This window comes from Lysobacter enzymogenes, assembly GCF_017355525.1.
Taxonomy (GTDB): domain Bacteria; phylum Pseudomonadota; class Gammaproteobacteria; order Xanthomonadales; family Xanthomonadaceae; genus Lysobacter; species Lysobacter enzymogenes_C.
Genome location: NZ_CP067395.1, coordinates 1,167,007 through 1,192,689 on the forward strand (window position 1 = coordinate 1,167,007; position 25,683 = coordinate 1,192,689).

Below are 25,683 nucleotides of genomic sequence, written 5' to 3' on the forward strand. Positions count from 1 at the left end.
ACATTCTCCGCGGCGCCCCCGGAGCCGCGGCCGTTCGCGACGGCGCGGGCGATTGTGCATCAAATCCCGCGCCGTGCGAATGTGTCGCCGCCCGCCTCAGCCGCCGCCGCCCGCGCCGCCGCCGTGAATGCCGCCGCGGGTCAGCGCGGCCGGGTCGAGCAGTTTGCGCAGTTGTTTCTCGCTCAGGCCGCTGTCCTGCGCCGCGATTTCCAGCACCGGCCGGCCTTCCTTGTAAGCGCGCTTGGCGATCGCCGCGGCTTTTTCGTAGCCGATGATCGGATTCAGCGCGGTGACCAGGATCGGATTGCGGTCCAGCGCTTCGCGCACGTGCGCCTCGCGCACCTTGAGCCCGGCGATCGCGCTGTCGGCCAGCAGCGGCATCGCGCGCGCGAGCAGGCGGATCGAATCGAGCAGGTCGTAGGCGATCAGCGGCAGCATCACGTTGAGCTGGAAATTGCCGCTTTGCCCGGCGATGGTGATCGCGGTGTGGTGGCCCATGACTTGCGCGCAGACCATCGCCAGCGCTTCGGGAATCACCGGGTTGACCTTGCCCGGCATGATCGAGCTGCCCGGCTGCAGCGCCGGCAGTTCGATTTCGCCCAGGCCGGCGAGCGGGCCGGAATTCATCCAGCGCAGGTCGTTGGCGATCTTGGTCAACGCCACCGCCAGCGCGCTGAGCTGGCCGGACAGTTCGACCGCGTCGTCCTGCGCGGCCAGGCCCTCGAACTTGTCGGCGGCCGATTCGAAGCGCACCCCGCCGGCGACGCTGAGCGCCTTGGCCACGGCCTTGCCGAAGCGCGGATCGGCGTTGATGCCGGTGCCGATCGCGGTGCCGCCGATCGGCAGCCGGCGCAGCCGCTTGAGCGCGTCCTCGATGCGCTGCTGGGCCGAATCCAGCTGCGCGGCCCAGGCGCCGAACTCCTGGCCGAAGGTCAGCGGCATCGCATCCATCAGATGGGTGCGGCCGGTCTTGACCGTCTTGCCGAGTTCCTTGGCCCGGCGCTCGATGGTCTTGCGCAGGTGCTTGAGCGCCGGCAGCAGGCTTTCGTGCACGGCCAGCGCGGCCGACACCCGGATCGCGGTGGGAACGACGTCGTTGGAACTCTGGCCGAGGTTGACGTGATCGTTGGGGTGGATCGCGTGCTTGCCCGCGCGCGTGGCCAGGGTCGCGATCACCTCGTTGGCGTTCATGTTGCTCGAGGTGCCCGAACCGGTCTGATAGACGTCGATCGGGAACTGCGCGTCATGGCCGCCGTCGGCGACCGCGCGCGCGGCCGCGGCGATGGCCTGCGCCGCGCCCGGATCGAGCAGGCCGAAGCCGCCGTTGGCCTGGGCCGCGGCGGCCTTGATCAGGGCCAGGGCGCGGATGAACTCGCGCGGCATCGGCTGCCCGGAAATCGGGAAGTTCTGCACCGCGCGCTGGGTCTGCGCGCCCCACAGCGCCGCGGCGGGAACGCTGAGTTCGCCCATGCTGTCGTGTTCGAGGCGGAAACCCGCGGCCGCGCCGCCGGTCTTGCCGGCCGCCGCGCGTTCGCCGCGGGCCGGGGTCTTGCGTTTGCTCGCCATTGCCAACTCCGTTGAGTCGTAGGGGAAGCGCGCGGTGTCTGCCCGCGCGCGCTGTGATCGGGTCGGCCGCGCCGCGGCTGAAGGCCGGTGCGGGCGTGGCGACCGTGCTGGCTGGACTACGCTGGCGGCGCTCATGATCGCCGCGGCGGCGACGGGCGTCGAGGCCGGCCGCGGTTTCCGCCCGATCATGCAGGGTGCGGCCGCAGCTTCCTGTAGGGGCGGCGCGAGCCGCGACCGCGGGGGCACAAGGTCGCGCCGCAAACATGCGAGTCCGCGGTCGCGGCTCGCGCCGCTCCTACAGGGGTCGCCGGCACGTCCCGGGCGCAGGGGTTAGAATGCGCGACTGTCTCCTCCCCGCGCCCGCCATGCCCGCCGATACCCAGACCACCCTGCTCGCCCTGTCCCCGCTCGATGGCCGCTACGCCGGCAAGGTCGACGCGCTGCGGCCGATCTTTTCCGAATTCGGCCTGATCAAGGCCCGGGTCAAGGTCGAGGTGGAGTGGCTGCTGGCGCTGGCCGCCGAGCCCGGCATCGCCGAACTGGCGCCGTTCTCCGACGCCGCCGCCGCGCGCCTGCGCGCGCTGGCCGAGCACCTCTCGGTCGAGGACGCCGCCCGGGTCAAGGACATCGAGCGCACCACCAACCACGACGTCAAAGCCGTCGAATACCTCATCAAGGAGCGGCTCAAGGACGACGCCGAGCTCGGGCCGGCACTGGAGTTCGTGCACTTCGCCTGCACCAGCGAGGACATCAACAACCTCAGCTACGCGCTGATGCTGAACCAGGCGCGTCAGGACGTGCTGCTGCCCAAGCTCGACGAGCTGATCCAGACCCTGCGCGCGATGGCGCACCAGCACGCCGGCCTGCCGATGCTCTCGCGCACCCACGGCCAGACCGCGTCGCCGACCACGGTCGGCAAGGAAATCGCCAACGTGGTCGCGCGCCTGCAGCGCCAGGGCGAAACCCTGGCCGGCGCGCAGATGCCGGGCAAGATCAACGGCGCGGTCGGCAACTACAACGCCCACGTCGCCGCCTACCCCGAGATCGACTGGCCGCGCTTCTCGCAGCGCTTCGTCGCTTCGCTGGGCCTGGATTGGCAGCCTTACACCACCCAGATCGAGCCGCACGACGGCATCGCCGAGCTCTGCGACGCGCAGCGCCGCATCGACACGATCTGCGTCGACCTGTGCCGCGACGTGTGGGGCTATATCTCGCTGGGTTACTTCAAGCAGGCGGTCAAGGCCGGCGAAGTCGGCAGCTCGACCATGCCGCACAAGGTCAACCCGATCGACTTCGAGAACGCCGAAGGCAATTTCGGCATCGCCAACGCGCTGTTCGAGCATTTCGCCGCCAAGCTGCCGATCAGCCGCTGGCAGCGCGATCTGACCGACTCGACCGTGCTGCGCGCGCTCGGCACCGCATTCGGCCACGCGCTGATCGGCTTCGACGCGCTGCTGCGCGGGCTCGGCAAGCTCAGCGCCAACCCCGAGCGGCTGGCCGCCGACCTCGACGCGTCGTGGGAAGTGCTGGCCGAAGCCGTGCAGACGGTGATGCGCCGCTACGGCCTGCCGAATCCGTACGAACAGCTCAAGGCGCTGACCCGCGGCCACGGCATCAACGAGGCCTCGATGCGCGAGTTCATCGGCTCGCTGGAACTGCCGGAGGCGGACAAGCAGCGCTTGCTGGCGATGACGCCGGGCAGCTATGTCGGTCTGGCCGAGCGGTTGGCGCGCGAGATTTGATCGCGGCGCGTTGCTGCGGGTGATTGCGCCGTAGTTTTATTGTCGCGGTCGCGGCTTGCGCCGCTCCTACAGTCGTTGCGTTTTCTTCCTGTAGGAGCGGCGCGAGCCGCGACCGCGAATCCGCGACGGCGACGAACGCCGCTTCGCGACCGGGATTAACGGCTGCGACGAGGTTTTCGCCGCAATCGCAGTGTCGCGGTCGCGGCTTGCGCCGCTCCTACAGGAGTTGCGATGCGGCGACGTAAAAATCCAGCTTTGCGCAGCCACGATTTCTTTTTGAACCGCGCCGCATGCGAATCCGGGATAGTGACGGCCACTCTCCCGCAAGGATTCCGCGCATGCGTTTGCCCTCCGCTTTGCTGGCCGTCTCGATCGCTTCATCGCTGCTCGCCGCGTGCGCGAACGCGCCCCATCGCGACGGCGCGGCGACGGCCGGCGCCGACGCCGCCGCGCCCTGCCCCGCCAAGCCGAACTGGGACGATCCGACCCCGCCGCGCCGCATCTACGGCAACACCTGGTACGTCGGCACCTGCGCGATCAGCGCGATCCTGATCACCTCCGACGCCGGCCACATCCTCATCGACGGCGTCACCGACACCGCCGCGCCGACCATCGAGGCCAACATCCGCGCGCTCGGCTTCGATCCCGGGCAGATCCGCTACATCCTCAATTCGCACGAGCATATCGACCACGCCGGCGGCATCGCCCGTCTCGCGCGCGACACCGGCGCGCGCGTCGTCGCGCGCGAGCCCGCGGCGACCGCGCTGGAGCGCGGCAAGGCCGACCGCGGCGATCCGCAGTTCCTGACCGTGCCGGCTTTTCCGCCGGTGTCCGCGGTGCAGCGCATCGGCGACGGCGAAACGCTGGAACTCGGCGCGCTGCGGCTGACCGCGCACGCGACGCCCGGGCATACCGCCGGCGCGACCAGTTGGAGCTGGCGCTCCTGCGACGAGGCCGGCGCGTGCCGCGACGTGGTCTACGCCGACAGCCTCACGCCGTTCAGCGACAAGGTCTACCGCTACAGCGACGACGCCGCGCATCCGGGCGCGCTGGCGGCGTTCCGCCGCAGCATCGACACCATCGCCGCGCTGCCGTGCGAGATCGTGCTGAGCCCGCACCCGGGCGCCAGCGACATGTTCGAACGCATGGGGCCGCAGGCGAGCCGGCCGCTGGTCGATGCCGGCGGTTGCCGCGCGTATGCGGCCGCCGGCGCGGCCAAGCTCGATGCGCGGCTGCAAGAGGAGCGGGCCAAGCCGGCGCCGGCGCGCTGAGGCGCGCCGGCATTGGTTGTTGGGGGAAGGACTTCAGCCCCCCGCACTCTGCGGCCCGATCCCCGCGCCCCGGGCAAAAGCGTCGGTACCGAAGTCCCTCCTGCATCGAACGCCGCCGCTTGACCCCCTCTCCCGCTAGTGGGGTGAGGGGCTGCGCTTGCGAGCCATTGGCTCGCGCAGCACCGAACGCCCGAACGCTATGCGTTCGGGCCGGGGCGGGATTGGGGTGAGGGCATGCGCAGCCCTCCTCCGCCCCTTCGGGGCACCTTCTCCCGCGAGCGGGACAAGAGACAGCAGGCATTGCCGCTTTCACATCGCCGCCCACACCGCCTTAGCACTCGCCCCCGCACACTGCCCGCCTCCGTCCGCAGAGCGCCGCGATGCACCTGCTCATCAACATCGACGTCCCCGACCTCGACGCCGCGCTGGCGTTCTACACCCGCGCGTTCGGCCTGCACGTCGGCCGCCGCATCGGCGGCGATGCGATCGAACTGCTCGGTGCGGCGGCGCCGTTCTATCTGCTGCACAAGCCCGAGGGCTCGCTCGGCGCCGGCCAGCAGGCGCGCGGCTATGCCCGGCACTGGACGCCGCTGCACCTGGATGTCGTGGTCGACGACCTCGACGCCGCCCTGGCCAGCGCGCTGGCCGCCGGCGCGCGCCAGGAAGGCGAGGCGCGCAAGGCCAGCTGGGGCCGGATCGTGCAGTTGTCGGATCCGTTCGGCCACGGCTGGTGCCTGCTGCAATTCCTCGGCCGCGGCTACGACGAAATCGCCGGGTGAACCCGGCGCGCCGGCGGCGCCGTCGCAACCGGCGGGAGACGTGCGAACTGGGTCTCAACGCGGACGCTGTCCCTACAACGAAGACGGCCGAACCCGCGCTGCGGGCGCCACGCCCGCGCCGCCCGTGCGCGCAATGAGCGACAATGACCGTCCTCTCCGCGCCCGCTGCAACGCCGCATCGCCATGGCCACCCGCAAGCCCGACCCCGCCGCCCGCAAGCCCGCCCGCAAGTCCAACCAGCACGCCGCTGCGGTCATCGAGATCGATGCCGCCGCGCGTCCGCCGCTGGGCATGCCGCCGCAGACCTTCCTGCAGCGGTACTGGCAAAAACGCCCGCTGCTGATCCGTAACGCTTTCCCGGGCCTGCAGTCTCCGCTGCAGCCCGAAGACCTGGCCGGCCTGGCCTGCGAGGAAGGCGCGCTGGCGCGGCTGATCCAGCACGACCGCGCGCGCGATCACTACTCGGTGCGGCACGGGCCGTTCGCCGAATCCGATTTTCCCGGGCTGCCGCGGCAGGACTGGACGCTGTTGGTGCAGGACGTGGACAAGTGGGACGCCGACGTCGCCGCATTGCTGCCGGCGTTCGCGTTCCTGCCGCGCTGGCGCATCGACGACATCATGGTGTCGTTCGCCGCGCCGGGCGGTTCGGTCGGCGCCCACGTCGATCAGTACGACGTGTTCCTGTTGCAGGCCCAGGGCCACCGGCGCTGGCAGATCGACGCGCGTCCGAACCCGCCGCAAGGCTTCCGCGCCGACGCCGAGCTCAAGCTGCTGCGCGAATTCGAACCCAGCCACGAATGGGTGCTCGGCCCCGGCGACATGCTGTATCTGCCGCCCGGCGTGCCCCACCACGGCGTCGCCGAGGACGCCTGCCTGACCTTCTCGGTCGGCATGCGCGCGCCGTCGGCGGCCGAGCTGATGGGCGACTACATCGACACCCTCGCCGCCGACGCCGACGAGGCGCTGCGCTACGCCGATCCGGATCTGGCCGCGCCGCGCGATCCCAACGAGATCGACGCGGCGGCGATGGAACGCGTGGTCCAGGGCTTGAACGCGTTGCGCATGAACGACCCCGACCGGCTCGGCGACTGGTTCGGCCGCTTCATCACCGTCTACCGCGCCGCCGGCGAAGTCTCCGCGGGCGGCGCGCCGGCGCCGTCGCGGATCGAACTCGAATTCGCCCTGCAGCACGGCGCGACGCTGTGGCGGCATCCGTGGTCGCGCATGGCCTGGCGCCGCGCGCACGCCAAGGGCCGCGCCGCGCGCCTGTACGTGAGCGGCCAGGAGTACGCGCTGGCGGCCAAGGACGCGCAGGCGCTGGCGGCCGCGGCCGAGCTCGATCTGGCCGCGTATTCGGCGCTGTCCGACGCCGGCCGCGCCTGCGTGCTGGAACTGGTCGCCGGCGGCCACTACCGGCTCGGCCACGACGACGAGGACGAATCCGAAACCTTCGGAGACGAAGAAGAATGAGCGCCGCCGCGCCGGACCCGGGCCCGTACCGCGTCGTCGCGGTCGAGGATTACGCCGCCGCCCTGCCCGCGCTGCGCGCGGTGCGCGAGGCGGTGTTCGTGCGCGAACAGAACGTGCCGCTGGAGCTCGAGCGCGACGCCGAAGGCGACCCGCTATGCCAGCACGTGCTCGCGTTCGACGCCGACGGCGCGCCGATCGGCACCGGCCGGCTGACCCCGGACCGGCGCATCGGGCGCATGGCGGTGCTGGCCTCGTGGCGCGGCCGCGGGGTCGGCGAGGCCTTGCTGGCGGCGCTGGTCGAACGCGCGCGAGCGCTGGGCTGGCGCGAGCTCTCGCTGCACAGCCAGGCCAGCGCGATCGAGTTTTATGCCCGCCAGGGTTTTCTGCCGTTCGGGCCGCGCTTTTTCGAAGCCGGCGGGATCGAGCATCTGGCGATGTACCGCCTGCTCGGCGCGGCCAATCCGGTCGACGGCCGCGAAGCCGCGGCGGCGGCGCTGAGCGGCCTGCTCGCCCACGCCGGCCGCAGCCTGTGGATCTGCAGCCGCGATCTCGACCCGGGCCTGCTCGACCGCGCCGCGACGATCGCCGCGCTGCGCCGTTTCGCCGTCGGCGGCGGCCAGGTGCGGGTGCTGCTGCACGACCCGGCCGCGCCGCAGCGCGCGCTGGCGCCGCTGATCGGGCTGGCCCAGCGCCTGCCGACCGCGTTCGAGTTCCGCGCGATCGAGGAAACCGTCGACCAGAACGATCCGGCGGCTTATTGCGTCAACGACCGCGACGGCTGGTATTACCGCCCGCTCGGCCACCGTTTCGACGGCGAGACCCGCCTCGACGGCGGCCCGCGCGCGCGCCAGCTGCGCGCCCGGTTCGAACCGGTGTGGGAGCGGGCGCGGCCGTGCACGGAGTTCCGCGCGCTGGGGATCTGAGCGCGAATCGGGGTTTTCTGCGCGCGGGGCGGCTTTTAAAGAAACCCTGCGCTGGAAGAACCTTGTTTCTGCCAGAGGGCTTGTCCGCTGAGGCGCAATTTTGTGGGACGGACTTGAGTCCCGACGTTTTCCGATCAAGTCGCTGCGATCGGCGAGAAAGGCGTCGGGACTGAAGCCGCCCCCCACACAAGGCCCGCATGCAAACGGGCCGTCGCCAAGCAAACACTCTGCAAAGCCCCGCGCGGATCACTCCCCGCAGGCCCGCACGACCTTGGTCTTCCCGCCCGGCGCCAGATCGAAGCGGCACACGACCTTGACCCGGCTGTCGTACGTCGCCACCCCGCGCAACTCGACCCGCACGCCGGCCGCGCTCGCGGCCAGCTTCGGCGGGTCCAGCGAATACAGCCCGGGCGCGACCAGCTCGGCCTCGTGCACGATCCGGGCCTGCCCGTCCTCGCCGCCGTCGGCCTTCCACTGCGCCAGCACCCGGGTCGAGACGTGCTCGTAGCCCTGGCTGGCCGCGACCACGCGATAGGTCCCCTGCGCGCCTTCGGCGCCCACCGTCTCGCTCCAGCGGCCGGCCTGGACCACCGCGTCCACGTTCGGATCCACCGCCGGCGCGGCGCTGTCCGCGGCCCGGGCCGCGCCCGCCGCGGCGAGCGTCAGGCCCACCGCCCACGACACCCACGCCGCTCCCGCCTTGTTCGCTTCCGCCATCGCCGCCTCCCTGAGTCGTCCGGTCGGGGCCGGCGCGCCGCACTTCGCGCCCGGCCCCGAGTTCCAGGTCCTGAGTCCTGAGTCCTGAGTCCTGAGTCCTGAGCGCCAGCCTAGCGACCCGCCACCGTCGCGCACAATCCGCGCCGCCGCGACGCTGAAAGCGATTCCAGCCGCGCCGCGCGTCTGCCGCCTGAGCGCGGCCTAAACCGCGACCCTTGCCGCAACGCGCTTGAAAGCCGCCGCCGCAACCCAAGACATTAGCGGCGCGCGGCGCGGGAAATACCGCCTTGCCGGAACGGTCGGCTCGACGGTCCGGCCCGGGCCGGCGCCGGAAATCGAACCAAAACCGCCACATAGACGTAAGTAGTTATGCCTTTGCGCTTAACACTGCCGCTATAATTCCGAGCCTTGTCTGCGCCCGGCGCCTTGCGCGCGCGCGCCGACCCCTCTCCCGTCCCCTAGAGTTTCCCGATAGCCATCGTGGACAGTCTCCTGAAGCAGTTCTCGCAGTCCTCGCAACTCGGCGCCAACGCCGCCTTCATCGAAGACCTGTACGAGCAGTACCTGGTCGATCCCGACAGCGTCGGGCCCAAGTGGAAAGCCTATTTCGACGGCTTCAAGGGCCGCGAGGCCGGCGATGTGCCGCACTCGGCCGCGATCGACAGCATCACCGCGGCCGGCAAGGCCGCCGCGCGCGGCGCGGTCGCCGCGGCCGGCGCCGCCTCGGGCGGCGACGAACGCGAGCGCATGGTCGGCAAGGTCATCACCGCCTACCGTTCGCGCGGCCACCTCGCCGCCGACATCGACCCGCTCGGCCTGCTGCAGAAACCCGACGCGCCGGACCTGGCGCTGGGCTTCCACCGCCTGTCCGAAAGCGACCAGTCGGTCGAATTCTCCACCGGCGGCGTCGCCGGCAAGGAACGGATGAAGCTCGGCGAGCTGGTCGCCCTGCTCAAGGCGACCTACACCGGCCCGATCGGCGCCGAGTTCATGCACATCGCCGACGCCGAACAGCGCCGCTGGATGTACGAGCGCCTGGAAGCGGCCGGCGGCAAGTTCGGCCGCAGCGCCGCCGACAAGGTCCGCATCCTCGAGCGCCTGACCGCGGCCGACGGCCTGGAGCGCTACCTGGGCACCAAGTACGTCGGCCAGAAGCGCTTCTCGCTGGAAGGCGGCGACGCGCTGATCCCGCTGATGGACACCACGATCCGCCGCTCCGGCGAACAGGGCGTGCAGGACGTGGTCATCGGCATGGCCCACCGCGGCCGCCTCAACGTCCTGGTCAACACCCTCGGCAAGCCGCCGCGCAAGCTGTTCGACGAGTTCGAAGGCAAGTTCGACCACGACGAGCACGCCCACAGCGGCGACGTGAAGTACCACATGGGCTTCAGCGCCGACGTCGCCACCCCGGGCGGCCCGGTCCACCTGGCGCTGGCGTTCAATCCCTCGCACCTGGAAATCGTCAACCCGGTGGTCGCCGGCAGCGTGCGTTCGCGCCAGACCCGCCGCGGCGACAACGGCCGCGCCCAGGTGCTGCCGGTGCTGCTGCACGGCGACGCCGCGTTCGCCGGCCAAGGCGTCGGCATGGAGCTGTTCCAGATGTCGCAGGCGCGCGGCTTCGCCGTCGGCGGCACCGTGCACATCGTCATCAACAACCAGGTCGGCTTCACCACCTCGGAACGTCAGGACGCGCGCTCGACCCTGTACTGCACCGACGTGGCCAAGATGGTCGGCGCGCCGATCCTGCACGTGAACTCCGACCACCCCGAAGCGGTGGTGTTCTGCGCCGAGCTGGCGCTGGACTTCCGCCAGCGCTTCGGCCGCGACGTGGTCATCGACCTGGTCTGCTACCGCCGCCACGGCCACAACGAGGCCGACGAGCCGGCGGCGACCCAGCCGCTGATGTACCAGGTGATCCGCAAGCACAAGACCCCGCGCGAGATCTACGCCGACCAACTGGTCGCCGAAGGCACGATCAAGGCCGAGGACGCGCAGGCGCTGGTCGACGGCTACCGCAACAAGCTCGACGCCGGCGAAGTCACCACCGAACTGGTCGAGGTCAAGCCCGACGAGTTCACCATCGACTGGTCCAAGTACCTGCAGGGCAAGCTCAGCGATCCGGTCGACACCACCTTCGACCGCGCCAAGCTCGATGCGCTGGCGGTCGAGATCAACGCCATCCCGGACAGCGTCAAGCTGCACCCGCGCGTGGCCAAGATCTACGAAGATCGCCGCAAGATGTCGGCCGGCGAACAGCCGGGCGACTGGGGCTTCGCCGAGAACCTGGCCTACGCCACCCTGATCAGCGAAGGCTACAAGCTGCGCCTGGTCGGCCAGGACAGCGGCCGCGGCACCTTCTTCCACCGCCACGCGATCCTGCACGAGCAGAGCACCGACGAATACGTCATGCCGCTGCGCCGCCTGGTCAAGAACCCGTCCGACGTCACCATCATCGACTCGCTGCTGTCGGAAGAAGCGGTGATGGCGTTCGAATACGGCTATTCGACCGCCGATCCGATGACCCTGGACATCTGGGAAGCGCAGTTCGGCGACTTCGCCAACGGCGCGCAGGTGGTCATCGACCAGTTCCTGTCCTCGGGCGAAGCCAAGTGGGGCCGCCTGTGCGGTCTGGCGCTGCTGCTGCCGCACGGCTACGAAGGCCAGGGCCCCGAGCACAGCTCGGCGCGCCTGGAGCGCTTCCTGCAGCTGTGCGCGCTGGAGAACATGCTGGTCTGCGTGCCGACCACCCCGGCCCAGGCCTACCACATGATCCGCCGGCAGATGCGCATGAGCACGCGCAAGCCGCTGGTGGTGATGACGCCGAAGTCGCTGCTGCGCCACAAGCTGGCGGTGTCGAGCCTGGAAGAACTGGCCAACGGCGAGTTCCAGCACCTGATCCCGGACGCCGCCGCCAACGCCAAGAAGGTCAAGCGCGTGGTGCTGTGCTCGGGCAAGGTCTATTACGACCTGTTCGAACAGGCGCAGAAGGACGGCGTCGAAGACGTCGCCATCGTCCGCGTCGAGCAGCTCTACCCGTTCCCGCGCGAGGCGCTGGCCGCCGAGCTCAAGCGCTTCGGCGCGGCCAAGGACGTGGTGTGGTGCCAGGAAGAACCGCAGAACCAGGGCGCGTGGTACCAGATCCGTCACCACCTCAGCGCCTGCCTGGCGCCGAAGCAGGCCCTGCACTACGCCGGCCGCGCCCGTTCGCCGTCGCCGGCGGCCGGCCACCTGGCCGACCACGTCGCCGAGCAGACCAAGCTGGTCGCCGACGCGCTGGTCAATCCGCTGCACGGGGAGTCCAGCGCCGAGTAAGGCGCGGGCTCCATCGGGAAGGTCCGGCGCCGCTGCCGGCGCCGGACCTTCCGCGAAAACCCCAGATTCGAACTCCACCTTCAAGTACTCCAGGATGCCTGCCCCATGAGCACCGAGATCAAAGTCCCCGTTCTGCCCGAGTCGGTCTCCGACGCCACGATCGCCACGTGGCACAAGAAGCCGGGCGACGCGGTCAAGCGCGACGAGAACCTGGTCGACCTCGAAACCGACAAGGTCGTGCTCGAAGTGCCCTCGCCGGTCGACGGCGTGCTCAAGGAAATCAAGTTCGAAGAAGGCGCGACCGTGACCAGCCAGCAGCTGATCGCGATCGTCGAAGCCGGCGCCGCCGCCGCTGCGCCGGCCGCTCCGGCCAAGACCGAAGCCGCTGCGGCTCCGGCCGCCGCTGCCGCCGCCGCTCCGGCCAAGACCGAGGCCGCCAAGCCCGCCGCCGCGCCGTCGGCCAACGACCAGCTGCCGCCGGGCGCGCGCTTCGCCGCCAACACCCAGGGCGTCGACGCCGCCCAGGTCGAAGGCACCGGCCGCAAGGGCGCGGTGACCAAGGAAGACATCCTCAACTACGCCAAGTCCGGCGGCGTGGGTTCGGCCGCGGGCGCGCGTCCGGAAGAACGCGTGCCGATGACCCGCATGCGCGCGCGCATCGCCGAGCGCCTGATGCAGTCGAAGAACTCCATCGCCATGCTGACCTCGTTCAACGAAGTCAACCTCGGCAAGGTCATGGCCATGCGCAAGGAGCTCGGCGAGAGCTTCGAGAAGGCCAACGGGGTCAAGCTCGGCTTCATGAGCTTCTTCGCCAAGGCCGCGGCGAACGCGCTGCAGCGCCACCCGATCGTCAACGCCTCGGTCGACGGCAACGACGTGATCTACCACGGCTACTCGGACATCTCGATCGCCGTGTCGACCGACAAGGGCCTGGTGACCCCGGTGCTGCGCAACGTCGAGCGCCTGGGCTTCGCCGACATCGAAAAGGCCATCGGCGACTACGCCAAGAAGGCCCGCGACGGCAAGCTGGCGCTGGAAGACCTGCAGGGCGGCACCTTCACCATCACCAACGGCGGCACCTTCGGCTCGCTGATGTCGACCCCGATCGTCAACCCGCCGCAGTCGGCGATCCTCGGCATGCACGCGATCAAGGAGCGCGCGATCGTCGAGAACGGCGCCGTCGTGGCCGCGCCGATGATGTACATCGCGCTGTCCTACGATCACCGCATCATCGACGGCAAGGACGCGGTGCTGTTCCTGGTCGACATCAAGAACCAGCTGGAAAATCCGCACCGCATGCTGCTCGGCATGTGATGCCGAGCTGGGATTCGGGATTGGGGATTCGGGATTCGCAACGGCAAAGCCGACGCGGTTTCGTTCCCACTCCCGACCTCAGCTTTGCAGCATTTCGCGGATTTGGCATTCGCGGCGCTTGAGCGCTTTGAACGAATCCCGAATCCCCAATCCCGAATCCCGTGAGCGAATGAAATGAGCGAACAATTCGACGTAGTCGTCATCGGCGCCGGCCCCGCCGGCTACCACGCCGCCATCCGCGCCGCGCAGCTGGGCCTGAAGACCGCGTGCATCGACGCCGCGCTCGGCAAGGACGGCAAGCCGGCTCTCGGCGGCACCTGCCTGCGCGTGGGCTGCATCCCGTCCAAGGCCCTGCTCGACAGCTCGCGCCAGTACTGGAACCTGCAGCACCTGTTCGGCGAGCACGGCATCAGCGCCGACAACGCCAAGATCGACATCGGCACGATGGTCGGCCGCAAGGACAAGATCGTCAAACAGTTCACCGGCGGCATCGCGATGCTGTTCAAGGCGAACAAGATCGCCCCGTACTACGGCTTCGGCACCCTGCACCCGGGCAACATCGTCAAGGTCAAGCAGCACGACGGCAGCGAAGTCGAGCTCAAGGGCACCAACGTCATCATCGCCGCCGGTTCGGATTCGATCGAACTGCCGTTCGCCAAGTTCGACGGCGACAAGATCGTCGACAACGTCGGCGCGCTGGACTTCACCGAAGTGCCCAAGCGCCTGGGCGTGATCGGCGCCGGCGTGATCGGCCTGGAACTGGGCAGCGTGTGGAAGCGCCTGGGTTCGGAAGTCACCATCCTGGAAGCGCTGCCGGACTTCCTCGCCGCCGCCGACGCCGAAGTCGCCAAGACCGCGGCCAAGGAATTCAAGAAGCAGGGCCTGGACATCAAGCTCGGCGCCAAGGTCTCCAAGGCCGAGATCAAGGGCGATGAAGTCCACCTGACCTACAACGACGGCAAGGCCGACCAGCAACTGGTCGTGGACAAGCTGCTGGTGGCCGTCGGCCGCCGCGCCGCGTCCAAAGGCCTGCTGGCCGAAGGCACCGGGGTCAAGCTCAACGAGCGCGGCCAGATCGAAGTCGACGAGCATTGCCACACCGGCGTCGACGGCGTCTGGGCGGTCGGCGACTGCGTGCGCGGCCCGATGCTGGCGCACAAGGGCTTCGAGGAAGGCATCGCGGTGGCCGAACTGATCGCCGGCCTGCCGGGCCACGTCAACTTCGACACCATTCCGTGGGTCATCTACACCGAGCCGGAAATCGCTTGGGTCGGCCAGACCGAGCAGCAGCTCAAGGCCGACGGCGTGCCGTACAAGACCGGCAGCTTCCCGTTCGCGGCGATCGGCCGCGCGGTGGCCATGGGCGAGCCGGCCGGCTTCGTCAAGGTCATCGCCCACGCCGAGACCGACCGCGTGCTCGGCCTGCACCTGGTCGGCGTCGGCGTCTCCGAACTGGTCCACGAAGGCGTGCTGACCATGGAGTTCAAGGGTTCGGCCGACGACCTCGCGCGCATCTGCCACGCTCACCCGACCTTGTCGGAAGCGATCCACGACGCGGCGATGGCGGTCGACAAGCGCGCTATCCATAAGGCGAACTAAAGCCGGGATTGGGGATGTCGGGATTCGGGATTCGCACAGCGCTTCCGATCCCCACCCCAAGCCGCGAAGCATGCGCCAGGCCAAGCCTGGCGTTTTGCTTTTACGTCCAGCGTCCCATCGCCAACCAGCGCTTTCGGCGAATCCCTAATCTCCAATCCCGAATCCCGTGGCCATGAAAACCCTCTGCGTGTACTGCGGCTCCAACGCCGGCTCCCGTCCGATCTACACCGAACGCGCGATGGTGCTGGGCACCCGCCTGGCCCGCGACGGCATCGCCCTGGTCTACGGCGGCGGCAACGTCGGCCTGATGGGCGTGGTCGCCGACGCCGTGCTCGAAGCCGGCGGCGAAGCGATCGGGGTGATTCCCGAACAGTTGGTCAACTGGGAAGTCGCCCACAAGGGCCTGAGCAAGCTCGAAGTCGTCGGTTCGATGCACGAACGCAAGCAGCGCATGTTCGAGCTCGCCGACGGCTTCGTCGCCCTGCCCGGCGGCTTCGGCACCCTCGACGAGATGTTCGAGATGCTGACCTGGCGCCAGCTCGGCATCGGCGACAAGCCCTGCGCGTTCCTGGACATCGACGGGTTCTATTCGCCGCTGATGGGCATGCTCGACCGCATGGTCGCCGAGCGCTTCCTGCACCCGGACCAGCGCCAGGACCTGTGGCACGGCGACGACATCGACACGATGCTGGAGTGGATGCGCGCCTACCAGCCGGCGCGCTCGTCGAAGTGGATGGACGAGAAGCGGCGCAGCGCGATGCGCTAAGCTGCACCGGCGCCCGCACCGCCGGTGCGGGCGCCATCCCTAGAGGAGAACGAAATGGATTTCCGTTCTTGGCTGTACGCCTCTTGCCTGTGCGCCGCCGGCCTCGCCGCGGCCTGCGCAGTGTTTCCCGCCCGCGCCACCGCGCCGGCGCCTTACGTGCCCGACACCGACTGCGCAGCCGCGCGCAAGCTGCCGGCCGAAGTCGCCGCCGCCGCGCGTCGGATCGTCTGCGAGATTCCGGCCGGCTACCGCGAAGACGTGTCGCGCGCCGAAGCGCTGGGCGCGATCTTGCGCCGCCACGACGTCGCCGCGTGGCTGACCAGCGATTCGCTCAACGCCGCCGGCGCGCTGAGTTCACTGCCCGGCGAACCCGCCGGCTGGCTCAGCGAGGAACACGCCGACCGCGTCGACGTGCGCTACTTCGTCCGCGCCGACGGCCGCACGCTCGCGTTCGCGCAATCCTCGCTGCCGCTGCGCACGCCGCTGACGGCGCGCGACTCGCGCCGGCTCGACCCGCCGCGACCGGCCAGCGAGCGCGAGCTGCGCCTGCTGGCCGCGATCAAGCTCGCGCGCGCGCAATCGATGACCTACTGCGCCAAGGCGCCGCCGAACACCGTCGCGATCGAATGGAGCGAGCCCGGCCAGCCGGCGCAGATCCTGGTGTTCCTGATGTCGCCGTGGACCGACGATTCGCTGCCGCTGGGCGGCCACGCGCTGTTCCGCGTTTCGCGCGACGGCACGCGCGTGCTCGATCGTTTCGAGCAGACCCGCAGCTGCGTCAACCTGGATCCGCGCGAACTGAAGAAAGTCGAAGCGTTGACGATCAGCCACCTGGCCTCGGACACGCCGACCTGCTTCCACGCGTTCATGAGCCTGCAATACCGCAAACCGATCTACGTCACCACCGTGCGCAACCGCCGGCTGTGGAAAGTCGAAGACGGGAGCATCCGTTTGCTGCCGGCCGGCGCGACCGAAGCGGGCGATGCGGCCGACACGGCAAAGCGCGGCAACAAACGCGGCGCAAAAGCCGCGCAGCCATCCAAAGACAAGCGCTGAACGCCGCACAGCGCGCCGCGCACCGCGGCGCGCGCCGGCGCTGGGCTATCATCGCGGTCTGCTTCCGGAGTCCGCGCCATGACCGTTCCCGCCGCGTTCAACGCCTTCCGCATCCACAACGACGCCGCCGGTTACCGCAGCGGCGTCGAACAGGTGTCGATCGACGATCTCGCCCCCGGCGAGGTCACGATCAAGACCGCGTACTCCTCGATCAACTTCAAGGACGCGCTGGCCGGCACCGGCGAGGGCAAGATCCTGCGCTCGTTTCCGCTGGTCGGCGGGATCGACGTGGCCGGCCACGTGGTCGCGTCGAGCGACGCCAAGTTCAAGGAAGGCGACGCGGTCGTGGTCACCGGCTGCGGCCTCAGCGAGACCCGCGACGGCGGCTACAGCGAGTACGCGCGCCTGCCGGCGCAGTGGGCGATCCCGCTGCCGGCCGGGCTGAGCCTGCGCGAGGCCATGGTGCTCGGCACCGCCGGCTTCACCGCCGCGCTGGCGCTGTTCCGGATGCTGGAAAACCGCCAGGCGCCGGAACTGGGGCCGCTCGCGGTGACCGGCGCCAGCGGCGGCGTGGGTTCGCTCGCGCTCGACATCTTCAGCCGCGCCGGCTTCGAAGTGCATGCGGTCAGCGGCAAGAGCGAACAGGCCGATTACCTCAAGTCGATCGGCGCCAGCCAGGTGCTCGGCCGCGACGCGCTGGCGACGACCCGGCCGATGGATTCGGCGCGCTTCGGCGGCGGCCTCGACAACGTCGGCGGGCCGATGCTCGCCAGCCTGCTCGCGCAGACCGCGCCGTACGGCAACGTCGCCAGCGCCGGCCTCGCCGCGACCCACGATCTGGACACCACGGTGATGCCGTTCATCATCCGCGGCGTGTCGCTGCTCGGCGTGGCCTCGGCCGGCACCGCGCGCGCGATCCGCGACGAGATCTGGCAGCGTCTGGCCAGCGACTGGAAACCGGCGCATCTGGACCGCATCTGCACCCGCGAAGTGACGCTGTCGGAGTTGCCGCAGGCGTTTCCGGGCATGCTGGCCGGGGGTTCCCTGGGCCGGACCCTGGTCGTGATCTAGTTGGCATTGCAGCCGCGCGGCGCGTCGCTACAATCGGCCGCAAGTTCCAGGGGAAAGATATGGCGCGTATTTTGATCGTCGACGATTCGCCGTCCCAGCTGATGGGCATCCGTCGCATCGTCGAGAAACTGGGCCACGAGGCCCTCACCGCAGAAGACGGCGCCGCCGGCGTCGAAGCCGCCAAGCGCGAGCTGCCCGACCTGATCCTGATGGACGTGGTCATGCCGAACCTCAACGGGTTCCAGGCCACCCGTTCGATCTGCCGGGAAAGCACCACCAAGCACATCCCGATCGTGCTGGTCACCACCAAGGACCAGGACACCGACCGGGTGTGGGGCATGCGCCAAGGCGCGAAAGCCTATATCACCAAGCCTTTCAGCGAGACCGACCTGTCCGAGATCATCGGCCAGTTGTTGCCCGCGGCCGGCTGAACCGGGCGCGGCCCGCCGCGCTTGCAGGATGAACACGGAATCCCGGCGCGAGCCGGGATTCTTGCGTTTGGGGTCGGGCGAACGCCGCTGTCTGCCTGTCCGGCGCGCCGCACGCACGTGGCGGATGCGGCCCGCGCAGGCCCGCCCCGCTACGCCGCGGTGCACTTCGCGACGACCGCGGATGCGCCTATGCGCGCACTCGTGGCGTATACGCTCCGCATGCGCCGCCGCGCTCTCGCGAGCGCTTGCGCAGTTCGCGCAAAACTTCGCAGTTCAGCGCCGGCCGCACCCGTTCATGCGGCGCGAACCCGTCCCGTCCGTCGGCTCAATCGCGCCGCCAGTCTTCGCCGAACGCCACGCGCAAGGCTTCGTACGCCTCGCGCTGCGCGTCGTTGTCGGCGCGCGGCGCCAGCACTTCGAGTTCGACGATCTGATCGCCGGCCGGCGTGCCCGGCAGGCCGCGTCCGCGCAGGCGCAGTTTGCGGCCGGCCTCGGAATTGGCCGGAATCTTCAGCTCGACCGCGCCGCCGAGGGTCGGCACGCTGACGCTGGCGCCGAGCGCGGCTTCCCACGGCGCCAGTTCCAGCACGTGGATGACGTTGCGCCCGTCGACTTCGAACTGCGGGTGCGCGGCGTACTCGATCTCCAGCAGCAGATCGCCGTGGGTGCCTTGGCCGGCGAGGCGGATCAGCTGGCCCGGGCGGATGCCCTTGGGCACGCGCACGTCCAGCGTCTTGTGGTTGACCGAAATGCGCACCTGCCCGCCTTCGTAGACGGTCTCCAGCGACACCGCCAGCTTGGCCCGGGTGTCGCCGCGCGGCGGCGCGCCGCGCTGGCCGAAGCCGCCCGCGCCCGGCGCGGCGCGGCCGCGGCCGAACAGGGTCTCGAAGAAGTCGCTGAAACCGCCGCCCGCGCCGCCGCCGGCGAAGATCTCCTCGAAATCCGGGCCGCCCTGGCCGCCGCCGAAACCGCCCGGCGGCGCGTGCACTTCGTCGCCGGGGCGATAGCCGCGCGCGCGCAGCTGATCGTAGGCCGCGCGCTTTTGCGGATCGCGCAGCGCCTCATAAGCCTCGTTGACCGCCTTGAACCGGTCTTCCGCGCCGGCTTCCTTGCTGACGTCGGGGTGGTACTTGCGCGCCAACCGGCGATAGGCGGTCTTGATCTCCGCCTCGCCCGCGCTCGGCTCCACGCCGAGGGTTTCGTAGTAATCCTTGAACTGCATCGATGCGGGCTCCACGGCGCAAGCGCCAAGCGCAGCGCTGTCCGCACAGGCCGCCTTGGCGCATCATTGAGGTCACAAGCATGGCGGCGGACGCGGGATTTTCAAGTCGCGCCGAACCCGCGAAACGCTGCCGTCGAACGCAACAATCCCGTCAAGCCGCCTTGACGCCGAGTTTAGCCCTGCCTTCCTAGACTTCACCCCCACCCCAGGAGAATCCCATGAGCATCCAGGTCGGCGACCGCCTGCCCGAAGTCGCGCTCAAGCGCATCAACGACGGCATCGAGACGGTCGATACCCGCGCCCTGTTCGACGACGGCAAAGCGGTGTTGTTCGCGGTGCCCGGCGCGTTCACTCCGACCTGTTCGGAGAAGCACCTGCCCGGCTTCGTCCAGCACTTCCAGCAATTCCGCGACAAGGGCATCGACGTGGCCTGCCTGGCCGTCAACGATCCCTTCGTCATGCAGGCCTGGGCCAAGACTCAGCACGTGCCCGACGGCCTGCTGATGCTGTCCGACGGCAACGGCGAGCTGACCCGCGCGCTCGGCCTGGAGCTCGACGCCAGCGCCTACGGCATGGGCACGCGCGCCAAGCGCTTCGCCTTGTACATCGAGGACGGCACGGTCAAGCAGGTCCACGTCGAGGAGCCGGGCGAGTACCGCGTGTCCTCGGCCGAATACATGCTCGAGCAAGTCTGATCCGCGCGGCGCCGGGCCCTTGCGACCCGGCGCCGTCGTTCTTCCCCGTCCGCTTTCCAGCCTTTACCTGTCGAGGTACTCCGCCCCTTCCCCCCGACCAGCCAGGAGACGTCATGTCTGCCAAGCCCGTCAGCCAGCGCGGCAGCGCCGGCAAAGCGCCCGCGAGCAAACCCGCCGGCAAAACCTCCGCCGGCAAGCCCGCCGCGGCCAAACCCTCGGCCTTCGTCGCCGACCTCAGCGCGATCCGTGCGCGCGCGCGCCAGCACATCGAGGACGGCGCGATCACCGCCAGCTACAGCGCCGACCGCGAAACCGTGGTGCGGCTGCTCAACGAAGCGCTGGCCACCGAAATCGTCTGCGTGCTGCGCTACAAGCGCCACTACTTCATGGCCAGCGGCCTGATGGCCGACGCGATCAAGTCCGAATTCCTCGAGCACGCCAACGAAGAACAGGCGCACGCCGACCTGATCGCCGAACGCATCGTCCAGCTCGGCGGCGAACCCGACCTCAACCCCGACGTGCTGTCCGGCCGCGCGCACGCCGAATACGTCGAAGGCCGCGATCTGCGCGACATGGTCAAGGAGGACCTGATCGCCGAGCGCATCGCCATCGACAGCTACCGCGCGATCATCGAGTTCGTCGGCGACAAGGACACCACGACCAAGCGGATGATGGAGCACATCCTGGCGCAGGAGGAGGAGCATGCCGACGAGTTGGCGGACATGCTGGATGGGTGGACGGGGCGCTGACGCGCGCAGTCGGGTGTCGCCGTAGTTGAATTTTCGCGGTCGCGGCTCGCGCCGCTCCTACAGGGGCTGCCTGTAGGAGCGGCGCGAGCCGCGACCGCGCCACCGCGCCTGCGACGACCGCCTCAACGCCTGCGCGAACTCACGCCGCCCGGCACCCCTCGCCCTCGAACACTGCGCGCCCGAGCTCGAACGCCGCATCCAGATGCGGCTGCCGATCGCGCCCCTCGGTATCGAAACGCACCGTCGAACTGGCCACGCAGGCGCCGCAGTAATCGAACACGCCGTGGTCGATCTGGGTCTTCATCGCCACGTCGTACGCGTGCTTGACGTAGCTGCGCTGGTCCGCGCCGCCGATACCGAACAGATGCACCTGCAAACGCTGCAACTGCCCGACCACGCGGCCGTCGCGGGTCGCGTAGGCCCAGTTGTTGGAAAACACCCGGTCGACCCAGCCCTTGAGCAGGCCCGGCATCGACCACCAGTACACCGGAAACACCAGCACCAGCGCATCGGCGCGGTCGATCCGCGCCTGCTCGGCGCGCACCTGCGGCGGATGCGGCGCGCGTTCGCGGTAGGCGTCGTGGTCGGCCTGGCCGTAACGCGGGTCGAAGCCTTCGCCGGCGAGGTCGGCCAGCTCGGCGCTGTGGCCGGCGGCGCGCAGCCCCTCGGCGACGCGGGCCGCGGCGGCGTGGGTCAGCGAATCCGGGTCGGGATGGGCGAAGACTATCAAGGCGTGCATGGCGGGCTCCTGAGTTTAATTACCGAAAGTAACTTACTAAAAGTAAGCTACTTTCGGTAGTTGCGACTGTCAAGCCGTCCCGACGACCGCGCAGGGCCCCGGCATGGAACTGAATCTTTCCGCCGCCGCTACGCCGCATCGGCTTGCCTCGCCGCCACAGCGCGCGCTATGACTCCCGCCATGAGCCGAGATATGGAAATCGCGCGGCTGCGCGAACGCCTGGAACGCGACCACTGGCCGCGCCTGCAGATGAGCCTGATCGTGCTGCTGACCGGCGCCGCGGGTTTCCTCGCCTCGTTCGGCCTGCTGCTGGCCGGCGTGCGCGGCATGGCGCTGCGCTATCCCCTCGCCGCCTGCGTCGCGTACGCGGCGTTCCTGCTGTTGCTGTGGACCTGGGCGCGCAGCCACGGCCGCAAGGACGAGTTCGACACGCCCGACTTCGAAGGCGCCTCCGACGGCCCGTCCTCATCGGGCTGGCACGGCGGCGGCGGCCACAGCGGCGGCGGCGGCGCCAACGCCAGCTTCGAAGCGCCGTCTTCGTCCGCTTCGTCTTCTTCGTCCTGGTCTTCGTCGCCGCAGCGTTCCGGCGGCGACGGCGGACTGGATTTGCCTTCGCTCGACGATGCCGACGTGTTCGGCTGGATCGTGGCGGCGATCGTGGTGCTGGCCGTCGCGGTGCTGGCCACCGTGTTCGCGCTGTGGTCGGCGCCCGGCCTGATGGCCGAGGTGCTGCTCGACGTGACCCTGGCCGGCGGCCTGTACCGGCGCCTGCGCCGGATCGAATCGCAGCACTGGCTGGCGACCGCGCTGCGCCGCACCGCCGTGCCGTTCCTGCTCGTCGCCGTGCTGGCGACCGCGGCCGGGTTCGTCGGCGCGCAGTACGTGCCCGGCGCGGATTCCATCGGCGACGTGATCGCCGCGCTGCGCGCCGCGCGTGACTGACGCCCGCACACCTTGCGAGACCTTCTGCGAACGCGCGCGCGACGCGATGCGTTCGCATACGCAGGGCCTGAGCCTGATCGTCACCTGCGGGCATTGCGGCCTGTCCGCGGTCACGACCCGGCCGGATCTCGCGCGCATCGCCGCGATGCGCCATCGCTTGTCGCTGGCGCCGCAGCACCGCAATCCGGCCGATACGCTGCGCGCGGCCGCGTGCCTGGCCGCCGAAAGCGGACGCGCCGCCGCCGACGTGTTGCGCACGTTGCGCGAAGACGGCGCGCTGGTCGAGCTGACGGTGATCGAAGCCGAGCGGTATGCGCAGGCGCTGGCGCGCGCCGGCCTGAGCGCGGAAATCGAACCGCCGCCGTATTCGCTGGAATAGTTCGCCCGAATGATTCGAGCGCGGCGGCGGCCGACTGTAGGAGCGGCGCGAGCCGCGACCGCGACAACGCGACTACGACGAAGGTTGCTGCGCAGTTGTGTCGTCGCGGTCGCGGCTCGCGCCGCTCCTACAGGTAGAACGCCGGAGCTGCTGCCTCTCTCAAGCGCCGCTACGGCCAGCGCTGCTATCGCCAGGTTTCTCCCGCATCGGCTGTTGCGCGACAAAGGCGCCCGCCAAACCCGCTCAACGCAATACCTTGAACCGCACCCGCGACCACGCACCGGTATCGGCCAACGCCGTCAGCGTGTGCTCGCCCGGTTCGCCGAAGTCGTAATCCAGCCGCCCGCGCCCGTCGCTTTCGCCGATCCAGCGTCCGTCGAGCAGCCAGCGCACCCGCGCGTCGCTGCCGAGCGCGCGCACCGACAAGCGCAGCGGCGTCGCGCTGCCGGGCGCGCGCGCCAGCGTGGCCAGGTCGTCGATGCCTTCGATGCGCAGTTCTTCGGCGGCGTCGCGGCCGTCGGCGCTGCAATCGGGCGACAGCGGCGGCAGGCGCGAGGCCCGGCGCGTGTCGGCCGGCAGCCACGGCGAGGCCAGCGCCGGCCAGCGCGCCAGCGCGCGCGCTACGCGCACGTGTTCGCGCGCGCACTCGGCAGACAGGCGCAGGCCGCTGCGCGCGTCGACCTCGAAGCGCTCGACGCCGGCGCTCCACAGCCGCGCATCGCGCTCGGCGAAGGTCGGCGGCACCGAACCGTCGAGCGTCCAGGCCTCGCGACGGCGCTGGCACAGCTGCGGCTCGGCCGGGTCCGGCGGCAGGCCCAGCGGCCAGCACACCTCGATCTGGCGCACGCTCGCCGGCGGCGGCAGCGGCACTGCGTCGCCGCGCAGGCGCGGCAGGCTGTCGATGGTTTCGAACAGCAGCGGCAACGCGGTCACCGCGCCGTACTGGCCCGGCAACGGGGTGCCGTCGGGGCGGCCGACCCACACGCCGACCGTGTAGCGGCGCGTGCTGCCGAGCGCCCAGGCGTCGCGGAAGCCGTAGCTGGTGCCGGTCTTCCAGGCCACGCGCGGGCGGCCGGCGGCGTCGAAGGTTTGTTCCACGCTGCCGGGGCGCGGGTTGGCTTCGAGGATTTCGCGCACGATCCATGCCGCGCCCGGCGACAGCAAGCGACGTTCGGTTTTCGGCGAGCCCAGTTGATAGCGCACCCGCCCGGCGATGCCGCCGCGGTTGAACGCCGCGTACGCGCCGACCAGATCCTCCAGCCGCGCGCCGGTGCCGCCGAGGATCATCGCCAGGTTCGGCTGCGCGCCGCGCGGCCATTGCAGGTCGATGCCGGCATGGGCCAGGCGCGCGGAGAAGCGCGCCGGCCCGACCCGGTCGAGCAGATCCACCGCCGGAATGTTCAGCGACAGACGCAGCGCGCTGGCCGCGCCGACCGGCCCGTTGAACGCGGTGTCGAAGTTGCCGGGCCGGTAGCCGCCGAAGGATTGCGGCGCGTCGACGAACAGGCTTTCCGAATGGATCAGCCCGTCGTCCATCGCCAGCCCGTACAGGAACGGCTTGAGCGTCGAGCCCGGCGAACGCCAGGCCTGGACCATGTCGACATGGCCGAGCCGCGCCGGATCGCCGAAGCTGACCGAGCCGACGTAGGCGCGCGCTTCCAGGCTGGCGTTGTCGATCACCAGCAGCGCCGCCGAAGTGCGTTCGGGCAACGTCGAGAAATACGCGGCGACGCGGTCTTCGAGCGTGCGCTGCAGTTGCGGGTCGATGGTCGAGACCACCCGCCCGGCGCGCGGATTGGCGAAGCGCAGGCGCTGCGCCAGCAGCGGCGCGAAGCGCGGCGGTTGCAGCGAGCGCGCGACCACCGGCTCGACCCGCGCATCGGCGACCTGCGCGCGCGTCCACACGCCCAACTGCGCCATGCGCGCGAGCACCTTGTCGCGGGCGACGCGCGCGCGCTCGGGCTCGCGGTCCGGACGCAAGCGGCTCGGCGATTGCGGCAGCACGGTCAGCAGCGCCGCCTCGGCGTGCGACAGGCGCGAGGACGGCTTGCCGAGGTAAGCCCAACTCGCCGCCTCCACGCCCTCGACGGTGCCGCCGAACGGCGCGCGGTTGAGGTACAGGGCGAGGATCTGCGGCTTCGACAGATGCGCTTCGAGTTGCAGCGCGCGCAGCATCTGCCGGCTCTTGGCCCACAGGCTGCGGCGGCGCTCGCCGGGCTCGGCGTCGAGGATGCGCGCGACCTGCATGGTCAGGGTCGAACCGCCGGAGACCACGCGCCCGCTGCGCAGCCATTGCGCCGCGGCGCGCGCCATCGCCAAGGGATTGATGCCGGCGTGCTGCCAGAACCAGCGGTCCTCGTAGTTCAACAGCGCCTGCAGGTACAGCGGCGACACCTGCGCGGCATCGACCGGATAGCGCCACACGCCGTCGCGGTCGGCGAACGCGCGCAGCGGCGTACCGTCGCGCGCGACCACCACCGCGCCGGCGTCGCGCGCGCGCGGCAACGGCAGCGGGAAGGCCAGATCGAGCAGCATCGCCGCGGTCGCCAGCGAAGCCAGCGCCAGGATCGCCCACAGGCCGGCGCGGCGCAGGCGGTGGCGGCGCGGCGTTGCAGCGGTGGCGGCGAAAGAGGACGGCATCGAAGCTTAGGGTTTGTTGTGGGAGGAACTTCAGGCCCGGGGCTTTCGGCTCAGCTTGCCTGGAAGTTCTGGACGCTGCGGCGATGCGACGACCTGAGCCGAAAGCGTCGGACCTGAAGTCCCTCCTACACGAGCCGGCACCGGGACTTCGGTTGGATGTGAGAAGGACTTCAGTCCCTGCGCTATTGGCTCAGCTTGCCTGGAAACAGCGGCGATTCGGCGGCCTGAGCCGGAAGCGTCGGGCTGAAGCCCTTCCCGCACAAGCCGGCACCGGAACTCCGGTTGCTGTGGGAGGGACTT

The 25,683-nt window shown here is 70.1% G+C and carries 21 protein-coding genes and 1 pseudogene; 17 read left to right on the plus strand and 5 right to left on the minus strand.

Annotation, left to right across the window (positions count from 1 at the left end; genetic code table 11):
- Nucleotides 1-96 precede the first annotated feature (96 nt).
- Nucleotides 97-1,566, minus strand: a complete 1,470-nt coding sequence (locus tag JHW38_RS04625) for a class II fumarate hydratase (protein ID WP_207524847.1) — start codon at nt 1,564-1,566, stop codon at nt 97-99.
- Nucleotides 1,567-1,931: 365 nt separating this feature from the next.
- On the opposite strand from JHW38_RS04625, the gene purB reads away from it, so the two are divergent.
- The 6 genes and pseudogenes from purB to JHW38_RS25870 all read left to right on the plus strand — a co-directional run.
- Nucleotides 1,932-3,308: an adenylosuccinate lyase gene (gene purB, locus JHW38_RS04630; RefSeq protein WP_207524848.1), complete on the plus strand. Its 1,377-nt coding sequence runs from the start codon at nt 1,932-1,934 to the stop codon at nt 3,306-3,308.
- A 338-nt stretch (nt 3,309-3,646) separates the two neighbouring features.
- Nucleotides 3,647-4,579 carry a subclass B3 metallo-beta-lactamase gene (bla, locus tag JHW38_RS04635; protein ID WP_207524849.1) on the plus strand — a complete coding sequence of 311 codons (933 nt, stop codon included), beginning with the start codon at nt 3,647-3,649 and terminating at the stop codon, nt 4,577-4,579.
- Between the two features lie 380 nt (nt 4,580-4,959).
- Nucleotides 4,960-5,358, plus strand: coding sequence for a VOC family protein (locus tag JHW38_RS04640; RefSeq protein WP_207524850.1), 399 nt, complete (start codon nt 4,960-4,962; stop codon nt 5,356-5,358).
- 183 nt (nt 5,359-5,541) lie between these two features.
- Nucleotides 5,542-6,828 (plus strand): cupin domain-containing protein, encoded by a 1,287-nt coding sequence (locus JHW38_RS04645; protein ID WP_207524851.1) that lies wholly within the window; start codon nt 5,542-5,544, stop codon nt 6,826-6,828.
- Nucleotides 6,825-7,751 carry a GNAT family N-acetyltransferase gene (locus JHW38_RS04650; protein WP_207524852.1) on the plus strand — a complete coding sequence of 309 codons (927 nt, stop codon included), beginning with the start codon at nt 6,825-6,827 and terminating at the stop codon, nt 7,749-7,751. Before JHW38_RS04645 ends, JHW38_RS04650 begins: the two co-directional genes overlap by 4 nt.
- A 123-nt stretch (nt 7,752-7,874) precedes the next feature.
- Nucleotides 7,875-7,928, plus strand: a pseudogene (locus tag JHW38_RS25870) (DUF6053 domain-containing protein); the annotation flags it as partial.
- A 69-nt stretch (nt 7,929-7,997) separates the two neighbouring features.
- On the opposite strand, the gene JHW38_RS04655 reads toward JHW38_RS25870, so the two are convergent.
- Entirely contained in the window at nt 7,998-8,468 is a 471-nt protein-coding gene (locus JHW38_RS04655) for a hypothetical protein (RefSeq protein ID WP_207524853.1), read from the minus strand.
- Nucleotides 8,469-8,948: 480 nt separating this feature from the next.
- Between JHW38_RS04655 and JHW38_RS04660 the strand changes: the two genes are divergently transcribed.
- From JHW38_RS04660 to JHW38_RS04690, 7 genes are all read left to right on the plus strand, one after another.
- Nucleotides 8,949-11,780: a 2-oxoglutarate dehydrogenase E1 component gene (locus tag JHW38_RS04660; RefSeq protein WP_207524854.1), complete on the plus strand. Its 2,832-nt coding sequence runs from the start codon at nt 8,949-8,951 to the stop codon at nt 11,778-11,780.
- Between the two features lie 105 nt (nt 11,781-11,885).
- The gene (sucB, locus tag JHW38_RS04665) at nt 11,886-13,094 is read left to right on the plus strand and encodes a dihydrolipoyllysine-residue succinyltransferase (RefSeq protein ID WP_207524855.1); all 1,209 of its coding nucleotides are present in this window, start codon (nt 11,886-11,888) and stop codon (nt 13,092-13,094) included.
- A 174-nt stretch (nt 13,095-13,268) separates the two neighbouring features.
- A complete protein-coding gene (lpdA, locus tag JHW38_RS04670) occupies nt 13,269-14,693 on the plus strand; it encodes a dihydrolipoyl dehydrogenase (RefSeq protein ID WP_207524856.1) in 1,425 nt (474 codons plus the stop codon).
- 172 nt (nt 14,694-14,865) lie between these two features.
- Nucleotides 14,866-15,459, plus strand: a complete 594-nt coding sequence (locus JHW38_RS04675; protein ID WP_207524857.1) for a TIGR00730 family Rossman fold protein — start codon at nt 14,866-14,868, stop codon at nt 15,457-15,459.
- Between the two features lie 54 nt (nt 15,460-15,513).
- Nucleotides 15,514-16,515, plus strand: coding sequence for a hypothetical protein (locus JHW38_RS04680; RefSeq protein ID WP_207524858.1), 1,002 nt, complete (start codon nt 15,514-15,516; stop codon nt 16,513-16,515).
- A gap of 78 nt (nt 16,516-16,593) precedes the next feature.
- Complete coding sequence (locus tag JHW38_RS04685) at nt 16,594-17,586, plus strand: YhdH/YhfP family quinone oxidoreductase (RefSeq protein WP_207524859.1); 993 nt, start codon at nt 16,594-16,596, stop codon at nt 17,584-17,586.
- Between the two features lie 59 nt (nt 17,587-17,645).
- Nucleotides 17,646-18,017 carry a response regulator gene (locus JHW38_RS04690; RefSeq protein ID WP_207524860.1) on the plus strand — a complete coding sequence of 124 codons (372 nt, stop codon included), beginning with the start codon at nt 17,646-17,648 and terminating at the stop codon, nt 18,015-18,017.
- Between the two features lie 325 nt (nt 18,018-18,342).
- Here the strand turns inward: JHW38_RS04690 and JHW38_RS04695 are convergent, their stop codons facing one another.
- Entirely contained in the window at nt 18,343-19,239 is an 897-nt protein-coding gene (locus tag JHW38_RS04695) for a DnaJ C-terminal domain-containing protein (protein ID WP_207524861.1), read from the minus strand.
- 218 nt (nt 19,240-19,457) lie between these two features.
- On the opposite strand from JHW38_RS04695, the gene JHW38_RS04700 reads away from it, so the two are divergent.
- Complete coding sequence (locus JHW38_RS04700; RefSeq protein WP_207524862.1) at nt 19,458-19,934, plus strand: peroxiredoxin; 477 nt, start codon at nt 19,458-19,460, stop codon at nt 19,932-19,934.
- A gap of 113 nt (nt 19,935-20,047) precedes the next feature.
- Nucleotides 20,048-20,683, plus strand: coding sequence for a ferritin-like domain-containing protein (locus tag JHW38_RS04705; protein ID WP_207524863.1), 636 nt, complete (start codon nt 20,048-20,050; stop codon nt 20,681-20,683).
- Nucleotides 20,684-20,822: 139 nt separating this feature from the next.
- On the opposite strand, the gene JHW38_RS04710 is transcribed toward JHW38_RS04705, so the two are convergent.
- Complete coding sequence (locus tag JHW38_RS04710) at nt 20,823-21,422, minus strand: NAD(P)H-dependent oxidoreductase (protein WP_207524864.1); 600 nt, start codon at nt 21,420-21,422, stop codon at nt 20,823-20,825.
- Between the two features lie 180 nt (nt 21,423-21,602).
- Here JHW38_RS04710 and JHW38_RS04715 point away from each other — a divergent pair, with 180 nt between their 5' ends.
- Nucleotides 21,603-22,364 (plus strand): hypothetical protein, encoded by a 762-nt coding sequence (locus JHW38_RS04715; protein ID WP_207524865.1) that lies wholly within the window; start codon nt 21,603-21,605, stop codon nt 22,362-22,364.
- A gap of 46 nt (nt 22,365-22,410) precedes the next feature.
- Nucleotides 22,411-22,743: a hypothetical protein gene (locus JHW38_RS04720; protein WP_207524866.1), complete on the plus strand. Its 333-nt coding sequence runs from the start codon at nt 22,411-22,413 to the stop codon at nt 22,741-22,743.
- Between the two features lie 243 nt (nt 22,744-22,986).
- Here JHW38_RS04720 and pbpC read toward each other — a convergent pair whose 3' ends face one another.
- On the minus strand, nt 22,987-25,383 hold the full coding sequence (gene pbpC, locus JHW38_RS04725; RefSeq protein WP_207524867.1) for a penicillin-binding protein 1C: 2,397 nt from the start codon (nt 25,381-25,383) through the stop codon (nt 22,987-22,989).
- Between the last annotated feature and the right edge of the window lie 300 nt (nt 25,384-25,683).